This window comes from Bartonella sp. CL434QHHD, assembly GCF_042195145.1.
Lineage (GTDB): Bacteria > Pseudomonadota > Alphaproteobacteria > Rhizobiales > Rhizobiaceae > Bartonella.
In genome coordinates this window covers 17438-33021 of sequence record NZ_JBHINT010000015.1, presented here as the reverse complement: position 1 = coordinate 33021, position 15584 = coordinate 17438, and the positions used below count along the sequence as shown (strand labels likewise).

Sequence of the window (15584 nt, the reverse complement as noted above, 5' to 3'; positions counted from 1 at the left end):
ATATGACAGTAAGTAATCATCATAAATCGCAATCATCATCTTCTTTGGGTAGTTGGTTAAACGATCCTGTTCCAAACTCCATAATTCAAGCGAACATACAAAGAATTTATCACGCACTGGCTAAGTTTTTTCATAACTTTTCGGCTGTATTCGGTCTGCTTATTATTTGTATTATTATCATATGTGCATTTTTTGCTCCTTGGATTGCTACGCATGATTTTCTTAGCAATGATCTAGGGCATCGGTTGCAGCCACCCTCTATGGCGCATTATTTTGGAACAGATGAATTGGGACGTGACATTTTTAGTCGCCTTGTTTTTGGTTCCCGTATTACTCTTTATGTTGTTTTTCTTACAACAGTTATTGTAGGTCCAATAGGGCTTATTGTTGGAACTGTATCTGGTTATATGGGCGGATGGGTTGATACTGTGCTCATGCGTATTGTCGATATTTTTCTTGCTTTTCCAGGTTTGATTTTAGCTCTTGCATTTTCAGCCGCATTGGGACCAGGGATTGAAAATGCTTCTATTGCAATTTCAATTGCAGCATGGCCGCCAATTGCACGTTTAGCACGTGCTGAGACTTTGACAATACGTTCTTCTGATTATGTTTCTGTAGTTCGTTTGCAAGGGGCCTCTGCTTGGCGAATTATTTTGTTTCATGTTGCGCCCATGTGTATTCCTTCAGTGATTGTACGATTAACTTTGGATATGTCTGGAATTATTTTAACGGCTGCTGGTCTTGGTTTTTTAGGGTTGGGAGCTCAACTTCCAAGTCCTGAATGGGGTGCGATGCTTTCTTCAGGGCGGGAATTTATGATGACAAATTGGTGGTTGGCGGCAATACCAGGCTGTGCAATATTATTTGCAAGTCTTGCTTTCAACCTTTTAGGTGATGGTCTTCGTGATGTATTGGATCCACGCAATGGGTAATAAATTATTAGAAGTAGAAGATTTACGTATTTCTTTTCCTACAACGCGCGGCATTTCAGAAGTTGTGCGTGGCGTTAGTTTTTCTGTTGGAAAAGAAAAAATTGGAATTGTTGGTGAATCCGGATCTGGAAAATCGATGACTGGGCGCGCAATACTAAGGTTAAGTCCAAAAGCAGCCATTGTTAAAGCTAAAAAAATGCGCTTTGAGGATGTTGATTTATTGGCCGCAAGTGAACCTCAGATGCGAAAAATCCGTGGGAAACGTATTTCAATGATTTTACAGGACCCCAAATATTCACTTAATCCATTAATACGGATCGGGGAACAGATTATGGAGGCTTACCGTATTCATTATCGTGTTTCAAAAGCTGAAGCGCGGGAGCGCACCATATCTATGTTAGAATCTGTTCATATTCGTGATCCTGAACATGTGATGCGTCTCTTTCCTCATGAAATATCTGGGGGGATGGGGCAGCGTGTGATGATTGCAATGATGCTCATTCCAAAACCTGATTTAATTATTGCCGATGAACCAACATCTGCGCTTGATATTACGGTCAGACGGCAAGTTTTATCCGTATTAGATGAACTTGTTACAAAGTCTGGAACGGGACTTATTTTCATTAGTCATGATTTAAATATGATTGCTGATTTTTGTGATCGTATTTTAGTGATGTATGCGGGCCGTGTGCTAGAAGAGTTGCCTGCTTCTGATTTGTCTCACGCTTGTCATCCTTATACAAAGGCGTTGCTCGCGAGTTTGCCACGGCTTGATAATCCAGTTGATATTTTGGCTGTACCTGAGCGTGATCCTGATTGGTTGTATAATCCTACGATTGTTAATGGTGTTGAGGAGGTTCCTCATGACAAATTGTGAGAATATTATTGATGTTTCTAATTTATCTGTAACTTTTGGTCATAGGCATAAGGCAGTAACAGTTGTTAAAAATGTTAATTTTCATATTAAGCGTGGTGAAGCTTATGGTTTGATTGGTGAATCCGGATGTGGAAAGTCAACTATTTTGAATACATTGGTGGGGCTTATTCCAGATTATAGTGGAAAGTTTCTTTTTGCTGGACAAGAAGTTGAAAAGAAAAGAAGTAAGGATTTTTTACGCTGTATTCAAATGGTTTTTCAAGATCCTTATGCTTCGCTGCATCCAAGAAAAATGGTCCATACGGTTCTTTCTGAATCGCTCAAAATCCATGGGATGGATAATCAAAGAGAGCGGGTAGAGGATGCTTTAGATTCCGTTGGTTTAGATTCTTCATTTCTTTATCGTTATCCTCATGAGTTGTCTGGAGGGCAGCGTCAGCGTATTGCTCTTGCACGTGCTTTAATTATTGAGCCAGAGGTGTTATTGCTTGATGAGCCAACATCTGCATTGGATGTGTCGGTACAGGCTGAAATTTTAAACTTGTTGAAATCATTGCGCGTGAGAAAAAAGCTTACTTATTTAATGGTATCCCATGATCTTGCTGTTGTTGCACATATTTGTGAACGTGTTGGAATTATGCATAAAGGGATTATTCTTGAAGAGCTTAGCAATGATGAATTGCGTAATCTACGTGCGCAACACGATTATACAAAGGAGTTTTTTGAAGCAAGTATAGAGCCTATTGTCCATAGAGAGCAAAGAGCATGATCCATTTTACAGAAGAGAAAATGCAATTTTATTTGTTTTGAAGTTTCTGGTGATGTTTGGCGGTATTGTTAAGAGGGAAGGGCATAATAGGATTTTTCCAGTATGAATTTGCTGGGCAGTGTTTGAGCTATAATATTTTAAATCCTACTAGAACTCCCATTTTGAAATATACGAGTGACTTATAACATACATCCCTTTGTTTAATATTGTTACATTATTTTTACTTATCATTTTATGTTCAAAAGTTTTATTTTGGCATTTAAAGCATTAAATTTGTGAGAAATAACAAAAGATAGTAATACTGTATTTTCTAGAAAATCTTCACATTATTTTTCAATATTATTTTGTTTTTGGTTGTTCTCTTTTTACAGTTTTATTCTTTATAAAAAGAATTTTTTGTAAAAAACATTCAATGGTCAATGACAGTCTTCAAATATTTCGCTGTTCTCTATTTAAAAAAGCGCTTAAAAACAGCTTATAATAAGCCAAAAAGGCAGCAATATGCTGCCTTTTTGTTAAATTGAATGGGCTGTTTTTTACAGTCGTTATTTAAAACTGATAGCGTATTCTTCCTGAAAAGCTTGCACCACTTATACCAGTTTTTGAAGCTTTTGTTGATAGCTGACATCACCATGAAGGGAGAGGTTAGCGGACAATTGTGGCCCACCTTCAACGAAACTTCCCGAGGGGCACGTTTATAATTCTTATCGATATGGAGTGTCTGATCATCACCAAAGGTTTTGATCAAGTTTACTTTTCCATAGAAAGACATAGGACGGCTGTTTTCAGTGGCAATGGTTTTTTTCAAACGTCCACCAACACGGATTATCCATTGAGAAGGATTTTGCATGTCAATGGTCAGATTATCAGCATCTTTAATGGTATCAAACATCAAATGTTGATAGGCAAGTTGTGCCTGCGGTTCGAATGCTACGCCTTGGATACCCGTTGCAAATTGTTTGCCAACAGTTGTGGAGATCGCCAACATTTTTGCATTTTTCAATTTTGCGGTTGTACTAATGAGGGCATTGTGATCTTTCCCTTTAGGAAGCCATAGGATAACAGCGTATCAAGATAGAAACCACTGTCACGCTATTTACTGCCTTAGGCGGTGAGTTGAAATGACCATTTATTCAATATGCTCTTACTTGCTGTCTTGCATATTCTTTGGAGTGAAGGAGAGTTGCCCGTAGGTTCCGAAAAGACCAAAATGTATTGTAGATATTTTTCCTTTCTGCGCGACAAGGTTAACAGCTCCTTGTAGAGCAGCATAGCGAAGATGAGCACTGCTATAACGATATTTACTAGGAGCACTACTTATCAGAAAATAAGCTTCCTGTTTTCCATAGACGTATAAGAAGAAGCCATTCCGTTTGTCTTATTCTTTCCTTAAGACATCTGTTTTTTCAACTAACACACCAGAAGAACTGTGAAAAGAATCCGATAGTTTATATTTATTAGTGTAAACTCTGATGCGTATATCCATATTTTATCTCACAGCCAGAAAAAAAATCCCGTATCATATTTAACTGAAATGTATTCTCGTACTTTTTTCTATTTTCAAAATTAACTAAAATGAACTCGGGAGTAGCGATACATATTAGAGCTAACACTTCTGCCAAATCGAATCTCTCCGATAAAGTAATCGTCACACTATATGGTACGCTATCTTTTTTCATACACTCTATGTTATGCACCCACTTTTGTTTATATTTTTTACTGTCTAGATTTCTTATCTCTGAAATAACATCTGTGCCTATTTGTATCCCTAAAAAGAACGGATTACTCTTTAATAGCTTCAAATATGGTTGAATATAGATGTGCCCCCCTGTTGCAATCCGAAAATATTTTTTACAAATGAGACACATACAAGTATATTTATGAAGTAAATCATAATCGAGCTCAAAAGGCTCTCCACCAGAAAGAATAATAAAATCAGATTTTATGTCATTTATTGTATATAAAGATTCAGGCAACGCATCATCTCTCACCATACATTCCATCGAATACGGACAATGATTGCAGCCCGCACTGCAATTTTTATTACAAATTACAATATTATCGCCCATGAAATTTCTTATTCAAGTTCATATAATCCAATACTAATTGTTTCATGAAAATATTTTGGTATAGACAAAGATCAGAAATTTTTTTAGCCACAAACGCTTTTATCATTGGTAAAGCTTCATCCTTTGATATAGACAGCAAATGAGAAATATAGTCTATCCGTTCTTCTAAATTGAGAGATAATCTTGGACTGGTGAAAAATGTTAAGATATCCAATTCCGGACTGGCTTCTTGACATAAATCCCAATCCACTACCATAAAAGAACTATCAGGAGTAACAATGATATTATCAGGATGTAAATCTCCATGTGATAAGATTATATTCTTGCTTAATCGATCTTGAAAGATCTTATTGATTTGATCAATAATCGCCTTTTGATGTAGCAAATCCATTTGGCTCAATACAGTACCCCGGATAAACTCCCATTCGACTACTTCATCGCAAAGTGTTATCAAATTTGGTGCAGGATAGAGACTTTGTCGAAAAGAGCCATCCTTGATGTTTTCATTAATGCACGATGCTTCCGGATAAATTTGCCCATAGCAAAACTCTTGATGCTTGCGTTTCAAGAAATGTTGTTTTGACGATTGTGCATTTTCAGGCTGTAACCAAATGATTTCTTGTTTTCTGACAAAAATAATTAAAGCAGACACCCCAAAAATCACAGCCATAATCACTGCCAACCACAAATTAGCTTGCCAGAATGTTGAAAAAACATGACCGTATAAAAAACTGAATGCAAAGGATACAACAGCTGTAATAATGGCTGTGAATGATAAAACAGTCGCGATAGCTTTGGGATCAATCAGTGAATTTATAAGAAGAGACGACAGATAAGATCGATAAGCAGATTTAAAAACACATAGCAGTAAAAATCCTAATATAAGAGCCGCAATGATTTGAAATGACATGAGAAAAAAAGCAATGGTTACCATACAACCAATCATTAAGACGGGGAAAATAGGATTTTGAAACTTTGAAAAATACTTCTGAAACAATATATTGGAACTTGCTGAAAAAAAATTCCCAATGATAAAAATAATCGAAACCAAAATAGCAGGTTGAAATGGCAAAAAATCAGAAAATGCGATAGAAACAGTTCGATTATTAACCAAAATAGCAAAAGCTGAAACTGCACTTAAAAAAATAAGAGTGAAGCGATAAGGATTTTTGACTTCTTTACGGCTGGCGCACATAACTGTGAAAATATTCGGATGAGCGTTGATATGAAAACTATCTAATCCCTTCGTCAGTTTTGAAAACATAAAAATAGCAAAAATTAATGAAAGGACTTGAAAAATCACAGGCAATGCAGGATGCACATAATAAAGTATTCCCCCTAAAAAAATAAGTACCGTTGTCACACTATAGGTAACAGCAGCCACTTCGGACTTAACGGAAAACAGTGTGCGATGCTTTGGTACTACAGAAAAGAGTAAACTATCTTCCGCACCTGAGAAACAAGCGGCTGCTAATGTAATACACAACAAATAAGTGGCGTAAGCAAAATATGCATAATTCATAAAAAGAGCTAAAAAACCGCAAAGAAAGAAAAACAGCCCAGTATAAATAACGCGCTTACTTCCATAAACATCTGATAATAAACCCAAGGGGACTTCTAAGATCAAAGGAAGCAATAAAAAATAACTACCGATTAAAACAATATCCGCTTGCGATAAATGCAATTTTTCCGACAAAAAAAGTGGTAAAACAGCAACCACTATAGCAGTAGACTTGCTAACACTATAAATCTTAAATTGCTTAACCTTATCCACAAAATACCTTCCCACGACATCCGCTACATGCGCCAGATTCTTTCAAAGATTTTAAAACGCTCTGAGCAGACCAATCTATTGCCTCATAATTTTGTAGATTCCCAAAAGCTTCTGAATAAAAGCAATTTTTTAAATCTCCATTATAGTCCAATACCAAGGATGAAAATGGAAATAAACACATTAACGGCGACGAAACGTACATAGAATTTTCGCCTAAGTAATAATTAATACAATTTACAAAATTTTGTGACGTCCATGAGATTTTCCTTTCTTGGAACTTTTTATCTATATAAATCTGGAGGGGGGGATTCTTTCCTTGATAATTCATCTCTCAAATGAAAAAGTGAAGTGTTTGGCGGAAGAGTTTTGTTTCTTAAAGCCTTAGATCGATCCTTTGTATTATTTTTTCTAGAAAAACTAAATGACGACGTATCGAGCGGGCTGAATCCGATATAATCGACATCTTTGCTTATACAAAAATCGATAAAATTAATAATATTTTCTAGAATCTCTTTGGTAACTGTCGCTCTTATTCCTATACTTTGCAGAGGTTGAAGATTCTTAACTGTTTCAATGTTTTTCCACACGCGATCAAATTTATTCGCCCCCGTATATCATAATATCCTTGGATACTAGTCGAATCCATAGAAATAACAATACTTTATTCAGGAATCTCTCATCTTTAAAAAATATATGAAGAATCAATAACTGAATAGGAATGTAAAGCTATATGGTGGGCGATGAGAGCAAATAAAAAGCAAGTAAAATAAAATAGTTATGTCTAATATGAGGGAATAGGTGAATCTTGATTCTATTGAGTTTTTTTGCCTCTATCCCTCATCTTTTTGAAGCTTTTTTATGGCTTCAAGAGCAAGTTTTTTACGGTCTGCGCTCTTTGTGTAAAGAGATGCCATAGCGTCATCTGTCCAGCCAAAAATTGCTTTGAGTTGTGATACTGTTGCACCAGAGTTAGCTGCGCGTGTTGCTGCTAATTTTCTCAAGCCATGTGCTGATTTTTTGATTTCTGCTACGTTACAAGCCTCACGAAAAAGGTTGCCAAAACTTTCTTTAACTAGTTTTTTACCTTCTTTACCACAAATGAATGTTTCTGCTCCAATAGGACCTGCTTCAAGCGTTTTGGCTAATTCCGGTAAAATGGGAAGAAAAACATCTGTTTGGAATTTACTTTTCTCTGTTTTAAGATGAATGATGTTATTCTTTACATCTTTCCAGCCAATGCGGACCGCATCACCACGACGCAAACCCGTATACAAAAGGACATCAATCCAAACGCGTTCATGGGTACCATGGGACCATCTTTGATAATACTTCTCAACATCTTCTTCTGTCCAAACAACAAATCCATCTTTGTTGTTAAGAGCTGGTCTTCTTACTCCTGTTGTTGGATTATTTTCTAAAAGACCTTGATCAATTGCCCAATTAAAAAGTCCATTAAGGGCTTTCAGAAAGTTTCTAGCCATTGCTGGTGTTTCTTTACGCCGTTCAACACCGGCTATAATATGCTTCTTTTCAATTGCTTGGTATGGAATGTTTCCTATAGTATCACATACCTTCATAAGGATGAGTTCTTTTTGTTTTTTTGTAGCTTTAGTGTAACTATGCCAATTAGAGCTGTTAAAGTATTGTTTAAGCAGCCATGCAAATGAACCTTCAACAAGTTTACCGGTTTTGGATTTAGGAAGTATAAGCCCTTGTAACTCGGCAAGTGCGCTTTTGTAGTTATCAACAAACTCTTGCGTTCCATAGGTACCGCGTATTCTAATGCGTTTGCCATGACCAATACGTACATACCATACAATTTTGCCATGTTGAGTAATTTGTTTAACGAGATGAGGAGGACGTGGTTTTGGCATGGTATTTTACATCTTAGAGAGTGCGGTTTCGTAATATTCATTCTTTGACAAATCTAAAAGTTTGTCTGGGTGGTTAACTGAATTTGGTAGTGGAATATCGGATTTAAGATAGATAAGCAGTTCACCGGTAGGTTTGATTTCTACGAGTTCACAACCTTGTTTTTTAGCTTCTCTTAAAGCGCGAGCAATGGCTGGTTGCGTTATAGCAGCTGGACGAGGCGCCATATCTTTTCTCCTTACATTGAGATGCAATTCACGTGTGGCGTGAATCACGTATTACTTGAAAGTGTTAAGAAGGGTGGGGGTGCTCGTAGATATGCGGGGAACAAAACACCCCCATAAGGTTAAGCAGCTTTTGTTAAGAGTTGTTTTATCTCTCGTTCTATCTCTGCTAAAAAGGTTTCAACAGCTTGATTGATCTGTTCAATTTGTTGATCATCACGGAGAATACGCTTGACTTTCATGCGTAAGTGAAAGAATTCCCCCGTAAAACGTGGGTCATAGCTTACGAAATCACACCATTTTCGTTCTGTACAAGCCATTTGGAATTGCATTTGTGCGTGATATTCTGGTTTGATTTCGTCACCTATACAAAAGCGCATATGTGTTACTGATCTTGGGCATTTGACTTCGATTAAACCGTCTTCTCCAATGAGACCATCGGGGCTAGCCCCCGCCATTTCTATTGTGGGGTGTTGGATAAAGCCGCATTTTGTTATATCGGCATCATAAATGAAGCCATATTCTCTCAAGGCATCATCTTCATGCTCAATACCCCATCTCATATCTTCAGTTTCATAATAGGGGCTTGTTTCTCTTGTTAAACGTTCTGTTATGAGTTTGATTTTGTAGTCTTCATATTTGCTCGTAGGCAATCCTTTTGTAGTTTTACTGAGTACGCTGTAAATGTTTGATGCGGTGACTTTACCCAAGCGCGCTTGAAACCATTCTGCTGTTCTTTGTTCCATATCACACCGCCGTTCTTTGTTCTTGTGATACATATTCTATATCTTGGACGTGAATATATTCGGCATCTTGTATAGGCGCTTCTATTTGCTTTTGTTGTAGGAAAGATTGTTCTTTTTCATGCTGTCTCTTTTGCAAAATATCCAAAATCCTTTGTGCTACTTCATCAGGAAGATCTTCAAGCCTATCGACTTGTGCATAATCAAGCACTTTTTCTTCTTCTGTTTGAGTGATGTTTATTAATTGTTTGATTTGCGTAAGCACATCATAAGAAACTAACTTCGTTTGTACGTTATGGTTTGTTTCATTGATACGTTTTGCTTCATCTTCTTCATAAATACCGGAAAGCCCGAAAGCATAGCGAGCACACTGTATAGTAGCTTTATGGCGCAACATACGTGCGGGGTATTTTTTCCAAGGTTCACTTTTGTCTTGTTCGCATTCTTTGAGATATTCGGTGACTTCGATAGGGTCTTTAATTCCTTTGAGACGAATAGCACATTTGATAGCAATGATATTCCCATCTTCATTGAGTTGATCTTGAAAGGTCATGCCATCAAAGTCAGGATTTGATTTGATGATCTTTATCCAACCGTCGATAGAAACAACGGGTATGATGCCGCCGCCTTTTTTAGGGAATGCATAGATTTCTTTTGTTAAAGGGTTAAGTCCATAAGTATTGGCAACAAAAAGAAAAACGGCAAATTCTGCATCAGTGATGACATTAGCATTTTTATCTCCAATACAAGTTTTTATGATTGTGGTTCGAAATTCTTCAGCAGAAAATCCATATTTTTCTGCCATTTCTTTTAAAAAAGTAGAATTTGTCATCTTGATTTCCTACATTGCGCGCAATTCACCCGTGGCGTGAATCACGCTGGTGTTAAAAGGCTGGTTGGTTGTTAAATTTTTATGTCTTGAGGAATTCTCGTGTTTCCGCGAATATTAGCTAATCCACGAATTTCGGCATTTCTAAAGATCTTGACTGCGTCATAAATGCGAGCACTATCATAAACTTTTGCATCTCCAAAAATCTCAACATTTCCATAATTAATATCATCCTCATACGTGAAATTGGAGCATGATATAATGACATCACCATAAACTTTAGCATTGTTATAAATGAGAGCAGGACCACAAATTATTGCGTTCCCATATACACGAGCATTGTCGTAAATGTGGGCACTATTCTTTATTCGTGCATTCTCAAAAACTTCTGCGTCACCATAAATGAGTGCGCTATTGTAAACTTCTGCATCACCGTAAACATGAGATTTGTCGCGAACAACAGCATCACCAAAAACATGTGCACTACCAGAAACTTCGGCATTACCAAAAACAACAGCACGACTGTAAACTTGTGCATCAGAATAAACTGAAGCATTTCCACTAATACAGGCGCCATCAAATATCTTGGCATTATGAAAAATGGTAGCGCTTTCAAGCACCTTGGCATCATCATAGACCCAGCAATTGCCATCATGACCTAAGTTATATTCCTTTTCAATAAAGCCACCAAGATCTCCTTTTTTGACATCATCAAAATCCCTTAAAGCACGAATACGGTGAAGAGTTTTTCCATCAAACTGAATTGTTTCATCAGTAAGTTCGTATTTTTTTTCCATGGTTTATTTCCTTGATTTGCGTACAATTCACCCGTGGCGTGAATCACGCTTGTGTTTAAAAATGTTGTTTGGTTGTTAGAAACGGCTTATGTAGCTTATATCGCTTGCTGAATAGTCACTTTCGTAGATGATTGAATTGCGTCCACGAATTTCAAGATTACCAGAAATATTTACATTATCGAAAATATATACTCTATCTAGAATTTTCATATTTCCGGAAATGTGTGCTTTATCACTTATATAAGCATCTCCATAGACACGGGCATTGCCATAAACATGGCCCAAAACTCGAGCCTCACCATAAATTTGTGCATTGCCGTAAATTTGCGCATCATATTCAACATATGCTTCACCGCAAACTTTTGCATTTTCATAAACACGCGCCCTGCCTGTAATTTGTGCGCGTTCAAATACTTGTGCATTGCCGAAAATCTTAGCGTCACCACAAACCATAGCTTTATGCCAAACCCAACAATCGCCTTCATGCGATAGGTTGTCTTCTTTTTGTATATAGCCACCTAAGTAACCTTTTTTAATATTTCTAAAATCTCTTAATGCACGTATGCGATAAAGTTTTTTACTTTTATCGGTTCTTGCATCATAAAATTCTTTTATTTCATCAGTAAGTTCATATTTCTTTTCCATGATTACTATTTCTCACGTTCTACGATTACGGTGGAGCCACTAATTTTACAATTTCCAGCAATGTTTACACGACAGCAAATATATGCTTGATTGTAAATTTTAGCATTTCCGTAAACGTGTACACTTTCCCCTATAGCAGAATTCCCATAAATCCGCGCATAGTCAAAAACCTTGGCATTATCTCCAACAGAAGCACCACCAACTTCGGCATAATCATAAACTTGTGCATTGCCATAAACTTGTGCATTCCCATAAACCCGCGCATCATCATAAACTTTGGCATCACCGTAAACTTGTGCATTGCCAAAAATCCAACAGTCTCTCTTATGGCTTAAGTTGCTCTCTTTTTCTATAAAACCGCCTAGGTCACCTTTTTTGACATATCCAAAGTCTCTTAATGCTCTAATTCGGTGAAGAGTTCTTCCATCAAACACAATTTTTTCATCAGTAAATTCGTATTTTTTCATCTGGTTTGTTACCTAGTTGAGATTCTTTTATCGCCATCAATCCAGTCGTCCCAACATACACATGCTTCACCGTAAATTTTTGCATGACCGTAAACATGCGCATCACCGGAAACTTCTGCATTGCCGTAAACACGCGCCCTATCATAAATGTATGCCTTTTCGTAAACTTGTGCATTGCCATAAACTTCTGCATTATCAAAAACGTGCGGTTCACCGCAAATATATGCATCACCGTAAACTTCTGCATCACCGTAAATGCATGGTTCATCGCAAACTTCTGCTTTGCCATAAATACGAGAATTGTTGTAAACATGTGCATAACCGTAAACTTGTGCATTTTCGTAAACCTTAGCATCACCAAAAACCTTGGCATAACCATAGACTTTTGCATAATCCCCAATCCAGCAATTACCATGATGCGATAGGTTGTCTTCTTTTTGTATATAGCCACCTAAATCACCTTTCTCGACGTTTCCAAAGTCTCGTAATGCGCGAATGCGGTGGAGAGTTTTGCCCCCAACTTCGATTGTTTCATCAGTAAGTTCGTATTTCTTTTCCATGGTTTATTGCCTCATGCCCGTTGTGATGATTTCATCATTGATGATCTCTGCGTTTCCATGAATAAATGCATCACCACAGATTTTGGCATTTCCCCCAACTTTTGCTCTGATGGAAATCAATGGACTGCCATAGATTTTAGCATTTCCATAAATTTCAGCTTTTCCACTAATAAATGCACCACCGGAAACTTGTGCATTTTCGTAGATTTGTGCACTGGCAAAAACACGAGCATGTTCAAAAATCTGCGCATTACCAAAAATATTAGTTTCTCCGGTAACAGATGCACTACCAAAAACACATGCATTTTCGTAAATATCAGCAATGTTATAAATATAAGCATCACCATAAACCTTGGCTTTGTCATAAACTCTTGCATGACCATCTACACGAGCGTTTCCATAAACATGTGCATCACCAAAAACCTTGGCATAACCATAGACTTTTGCATCATCACCTACCCAGCAATTACCATCATGACTTAGATTGTCTTCTTTCTCGATATAGCCGCCTAGGTCGTCTGCTTTAACATCATCAAAATCCCTTAAAGCACGAATGCGGTGGAGAGTTTTTCTATCAAACTCAATTGTTTCATCAGTAAGTTCGTATTTTTTTCCATGGTTTTACTCCTTTAAGTTAGATTCTGCCTTTGTCGTTCTTGCAAAAGAACGGCATTGCATTGTGTGGTGAATTTTTTGAAAAGGTGGCGTCTTTTAAAAACGCCTTTAGCTTTTAAAGCACATCACAAGGACGCAAACGGTGTTGTTGTTCGTAAGAACCATACATTGCATCATCATATTCGCGCTGTTTTATATCATCTAAAAAAAAACCGTATGCTGTGCTGTGTAGAATAAAATCGTGAGGAATGTTTCCGTTGAAACACTGCTCTTCACATTCTTTAAGATAGAATTCGGCAATATCTTCAGAGATATCTTCGCAACGATTAGTCGTTGGTTCAATACGCAAAATTTGGACAGCATTATCGGCTTGGTCGATAAATTTGATCATGTCACTTTCTTCTAAGAAAGGACCAGATTTAGCGAGATTTTGCTCTTCATTTTCGCACATCACTAAGAGAATTTCATCAGAATTTATAAACACTGGTTTATTCACAAATGCCTCCATACTGCCTATTGGCAAAAGTTATTTTCTAAGATATGGAGTGAACATATTTTCGCTTTACGGTAATGTCAACATAAAAATACCGTATAACGAAAATTATTTTATGAGTATTCATCTAAAGATTAGTGTGTTTTTATAGATATTTGGAGATTTTATGAAAGGTTATAAGACTGCCAAAAGAAAATTTTTACAATTGTCAAATGAAGAAAAAACAGCAGTTATCGCTTTTTTGATTCGATTAAAGTATGAAGAAACGCTAAAACTGCCCTCCGTTCTTCTTCATTGCAAGACGAATATAGATCATAAAAATCTTGATCTATCTTGCTTAAAGCCGGATACGGAGGATACTCCTTAAAGAAACTGTGTAGCTTCACTAGCTCTTCTGCGGTGATATCACGGTAGGCTTTAGAGTCAGAGTCATCAATCGATAATAAGCGCGTAATAGATGATGGACTCAATCCTAAATGTTGCCCTAAAGCCTTACGGCTTCCATGCCCCATTTCATTTAATTTTTCATTAATCCACATTTTTATTAGCTTTTGAAAATCCATTTTATTTTTCTCTCTTAAAATTATTAAATAATCAATATTGCGTATTACGAAAATTTTGCTTATATTTGCGTAATACGTAAATATATGACAGAAATTTTGGATTACATGATTACTCCAGCAGTTATGATTATAAAATATTTAGGTGGTGCAAAACGTGTGTCGTTGATTTCTCAATGCCATGTGTCTGCTGTTTATAAATGGACTTACCCCTTTGAAAAGCGAGAGGGTAAAGGCGGCATCATTCCAGCTAAATACCAAATTATGCTTTTGAACTATGCACGTGAGCATGGGATAGATTTGCGTCCAGAAGATTTTTTTTATCCCGAGCGCTTGCAGAGATTAATGCAAGAGCAACACCCCCCATTGTCGAAAATTAGCAAGAGCTGCGGTGTTGATCACACCGGAGAAACTTTACAGCATTAAGGAGATAAAGATGGCTGTAGAAAAGAAATATGAATTCACGGATGAGACACGTGTTTTTGGTAATCACACACTTCATCGTATTAAAGCCTTAAGAGATTTTGGAGATGTGAAGGCTGGAGAGATTGGGGGGTATATCGAAAAAGAGAGCAACTTAAGTCATCATGGTGAATGTTGGGTTGCTCAGAAGGCTTGTGTTTTTGATAATGCCAAGGTTTATGAAAATGCATGGGTTTTTAATGGAGCCAATGTTTATGAAAACGCCCGTGTTTATGGCAATGCCCGTGTTGGTATAGATGCTTTTATTTATGGAGATAGTTATGTTTATGGCAATGCCCATATTTATGGCAGAGCTAGAGTTTATGAAAATGCTCGTGTTAGTGGGCATGCGCATGTTAGTGACCATGCCCGTGTTTATGGCAATGCCAAGGTTTGTGGCTATGTCTGTGTTAGTAATGATGCTTCGGTTTATGGCAATGCGCATGTGTATGGGAATGCTAAGGTTTGTGAAAATGCTCGTGTTTACGGAAATGCCAAGGTTTGTGGATATACCAAGGTTTGTGGCTATGGAGAGGTTAGCGATAACGACGAAGTTTACATGCGTAAACACGTTTCATATAGCACAAACGAAGCGCATAAGAATGATGATGGTAAGCCTCGTATAGAGCTTATACCGCCGTTGGCACTGATTGAAATCGGCAAAGTTTTAGAGTTTGGGGCAAAGAAGTACGGAGCAAACAATTGGCGTAATGGCATGCACTGGAGCAGGTTTCACGGTGCTGCTTTACGTCATTTATTAGCATGGTTTGGTGGAGAGCATAAGGATGCTGAGAGTGATTTATCACACTTGGCACATGCGGCTTGTTGCATTCTTTTTTTAATGGAATGCGAAGCACAACAGATTGGTCATGATGACCGCCCTCATAAAAATTAAA

Annotated in this window: 17 protein-coding genes and 1 pseudogene; 5 read left to right on the top strand and 13 right to left on the bottom strand. The window is 37.3% G+C overall.

The window, feature by feature from the left end; all coding sequences use genetic code 11:
* The first annotated feature begins 2 nt into the window (after nucleotides 1–2).
* The 3 genes from ACFILN_RS02905 to ACFILN_RS02895 are packed head-to-tail and all read left to right on the top strand — an operon-like array spanning nucleotide 3 to nucleotide 2578.
* On the top strand, nucleotides 3–932 hold the full coding sequence (locus ACFILN_RS02905) for an ABC transporter permease (RefSeq protein ID WP_273790732.1): 930 nt from the start codon (nucleotides 3–5) through the stop codon (nucleotides 930–932).
* A complete protein-coding gene (locus ACFILN_RS02900) occupies nucleotides 925–1809 on the top strand; it encodes an ABC transporter ATP-binding protein (RefSeq protein WP_273790733.1) in 885 nt (294 codons plus the stop codon). Before ACFILN_RS02905 ends, ACFILN_RS02900 begins: the two co-directional genes overlap by 8 nt.
* Nucleotides 1796–2578 (top strand): ABC transporter ATP-binding protein, encoded by a 783-nt coding sequence (locus tag ACFILN_RS02895; protein WP_375631680.1) that lies wholly within the window; start codon nucleotides 1796–1798, stop codon nucleotides 2576–2578. Before ACFILN_RS02900 ends, ACFILN_RS02895 begins: the two co-directional genes overlap by 14 nt.
* Before the next feature lie 549 nt (nucleotides 2579–3127).
* Here ACFILN_RS02895 and ACFILN_RS02890 read toward each other — a convergent pair.
* The 13 genes and pseudogenes from ACFILN_RS02890 to ACFILN_RS02830 form a co-directional block, all read right to left on the bottom strand.
* A pseudogene (locus ACFILN_RS02890) lies at nucleotides 3128–3956 on the bottom strand (autotransporter domain-containing protein); the annotation flags it as partial.
* Nucleotides 3957–4035: 79 nt separating this feature from the next.
* Entirely contained in the window at nucleotides 4036–4647 is a 612-nt protein-coding gene (locus ACFILN_RS02885) for a hypothetical protein (RefSeq protein WP_375667211.1), read from the bottom strand.
* Nucleotides 4637–6421 (bottom strand): MFS transporter, encoded by a 1785-nt coding sequence (locus ACFILN_RS02880; protein WP_375667212.1) that lies wholly within the window; start codon nucleotides 6419–6421, stop codon nucleotides 4637–4639. The genes ACFILN_RS02885 and ACFILN_RS02880 overlap by 11 nt, the downstream gene beginning before the upstream one ends.
* 830 nt (nucleotides 6422–7251) lie before the next feature.
* Entirely contained in the window at nucleotides 7252–8295 is a 1044-nt protein-coding gene (locus ACFILN_RS02875) for a tyrosine-type recombinase/integrase (protein ID WP_375658293.1), read from the bottom strand.
* 6 nt (nucleotides 8296–8301) lie between these two features.
* Nucleotides 8302–8520 carry a hypothetical protein gene (locus ACFILN_RS02870; protein WP_273791657.1) on the bottom strand — a complete coding sequence of 73 codons (219 nt, stop codon included), beginning with the start codon at nucleotides 8518–8520 and terminating at the stop codon, nucleotides 8302–8304.
* Nucleotides 8521–8639: 119 nt separating this feature from the next.
* Entirely contained in the window at nucleotides 8640–9263 is a 624-nt protein-coding gene (locus tag ACFILN_RS02865) for a lambda exonuclease family protein (RefSeq protein WP_375670818.1), read from the bottom strand.
* Between the two features lies 1 nt (nucleotide 9264).
* Nucleotides 9265–10092, bottom strand: coding sequence for a phage recombination protein Bet (gene bet / locus ACFILN_RS02860; RefSeq protein ID WP_375658291.1), 828 nt, complete (start codon nucleotides 10090–10092; stop codon nucleotides 9265–9267).
* Nucleotides 10093–10163: 71 nt separating this feature from the next.
* The gene (locus ACFILN_RS02855) at nucleotides 10164–10886 is read right to left on the bottom strand and encodes a hypothetical protein (RefSeq protein WP_273791663.1); all 723 of its coding nucleotides are present in this window, start codon (nucleotides 10884–10886) and stop codon (nucleotides 10164–10166) included.
* Nucleotides 10887–10961: 75 nt separating this feature from the next.
* The gene (locus tag ACFILN_RS02850; protein WP_273791664.1) at nucleotides 10962–11531 is read right to left on the bottom strand and encodes a hypothetical protein; all 570 of its coding nucleotides are present in this window, start codon (nucleotides 11529–11531) and stop codon (nucleotides 10962–10964) included.
* A 5-nt stretch (nucleotides 11532–11536) separates the two neighbouring features.
* Nucleotides 11537–11998 (bottom strand): hypothetical protein, encoded by a 462-nt coding sequence (locus tag ACFILN_RS02845; protein ID WP_273791665.1) that lies wholly within the window; start codon nucleotides 11996–11998, stop codon nucleotides 11537–11539.
* Nucleotides 11999–12006: 8 nt separating this feature from the next.
* Nucleotides 12007–12558, bottom strand: coding sequence for a hypothetical protein (locus tag ACFILN_RS02840; RefSeq protein WP_375612599.1), 552 nt, complete (start codon nucleotides 12556–12558; stop codon nucleotides 12007–12009).
* A 730-nt stretch (nucleotides 12559–13288) separates the two neighbouring features.
* Nucleotides 13289–13669 (bottom strand): hypothetical protein, encoded by a 381-nt coding sequence (locus ACFILN_RS02835; protein ID WP_273791750.1) that lies wholly within the window; start codon nucleotides 13667–13669, stop codon nucleotides 13289–13291.
* 227 nt (nucleotides 13670–13896) lie between these two features.
* The gene (locus tag ACFILN_RS02830; RefSeq protein WP_375626997.1) at nucleotides 13897–14229 is read right to left on the bottom strand and encodes a hypothetical protein; all 333 of its coding nucleotides are present in this window, start codon (nucleotides 14227–14229) and stop codon (nucleotides 13897–13899) included.
* A gap of 105 nt (nucleotides 14230–14334) precedes the next feature.
* Here ACFILN_RS02830 and ACFILN_RS02825 point away from each other — a divergent pair, with 105 nt between their 5' ends.
* Together ACFILN_RS02825 and ACFILN_RS02820 are read left to right on the top strand one after the other, a co-directional pair.
* Nucleotides 14335–14652, top strand: coding sequence for a hypothetical protein (locus ACFILN_RS02825; RefSeq protein WP_375670850.1), 318 nt, complete (start codon nucleotides 14335–14337; stop codon nucleotides 14650–14652).
* Between the two features lie 10 nt (nucleotides 14653–14662).
* A complete protein-coding gene (locus tag ACFILN_RS02820; RefSeq protein WP_375667458.1) occupies nucleotides 14663–15583 on the top strand; it encodes a dATP/dGTP diphosphohydrolase domain-containing protein in 921 nt (306 codons plus the stop codon).
* Nucleotide 15584 lies beyond the last annotated feature (1 nt).

Coding starts and splice junctions, on each gene's coding strand:
- ACFILN_RS02905 (WP_273790732.1), top strand. CDS start 3: ATGACAGTAAGTAATCATCATAAATCGCAATCATCATCTTCTTTGGGT.
- ACFILN_RS02900 (WP_273790733.1), top strand. CDS start 925: ATGGGTAATAAATTATTAGAAGTAGAAGATTTACGTATTTCTTTTCCT.
- ACFILN_RS02895 (WP_375631680.1), top strand. CDS start 1,796: ATGACAAATTGTGAGAATATTATTGATGTTTCTAATTTATCTGTAACT.
- ACFILN_RS02885 (WP_375667211.1), bottom strand. CDS start 4,647: ATGGGCGATAATATTGTAATTTGTAATAAAAATTGCAGTGCGGGCTGC.
- ACFILN_RS02875 (WP_375658293.1), bottom strand. CDS start 8,295: ATGCCAAAACCACGTCCTCCTCATCTCGTTAAACAAATTACTCAACAT.
- ACFILN_RS02870 (WP_273791657.1), bottom strand. CDS start 8,520: ATGGCGCCTCGTCCAGCTGCTATAACGCAACCAGCCATTGCTCGCGCT.
- ACFILN_RS02865 (WP_375670818.1), bottom strand. CDS start 9,263: ATGGAACAAAGAACAGCAGAATGGTTTCAAGCGCGCTTGGGTAAAGTC.
- bet (WP_375658291.1), bottom strand. CDS start 10,092: ATGACAAATTCTACTTTTTTAAAAGAAATGGCAGAAAAATATGGATTT.
- ACFILN_RS02855 (WP_273791663.1), bottom strand. CDS start 10,886: ATGGAAAAAAAATACGAACTTACTGATGAAACAATTCAGTTTGATGGA.
- ACFILN_RS02850 (WP_273791664.1), bottom strand. CDS start 11,531: ATGGAAAAGAAATATGAACTTACTGATGAAATAAAAGAATTTTATGAT.
- ACFILN_RS02845 (WP_273791665.1), bottom strand. CDS start 11,998: ATGAAAAAATACGAATTTACTGATGAAAAAATTGTGTTTGATGGAAGA.
- ACFILN_RS02840 (WP_375612599.1), bottom strand. CDS start 12,558: ATGGAAAAGAAATACGAACTTACTGATGAAACAATCGAAGTTGGGGGC.
- ACFILN_RS02830 (WP_375626997.1), bottom strand. CDS start 14,229: ATGGATTTTCAAAAGCTAATAAAAATGTGGATTAATGAAAAATTAAAT.
- ACFILN_RS02825 (WP_375670850.1), top strand. CDS start 14,335: ATGATTACTCCAGCAGTTATGATTATAAAATATTTAGGTGGTGCAAAA.
- ACFILN_RS02820 (WP_375667458.1), top strand. CDS start 14,663: ATGGCTGTAGAAAAGAAATATGAATTCACGGATGAGACACGTGTTTTT.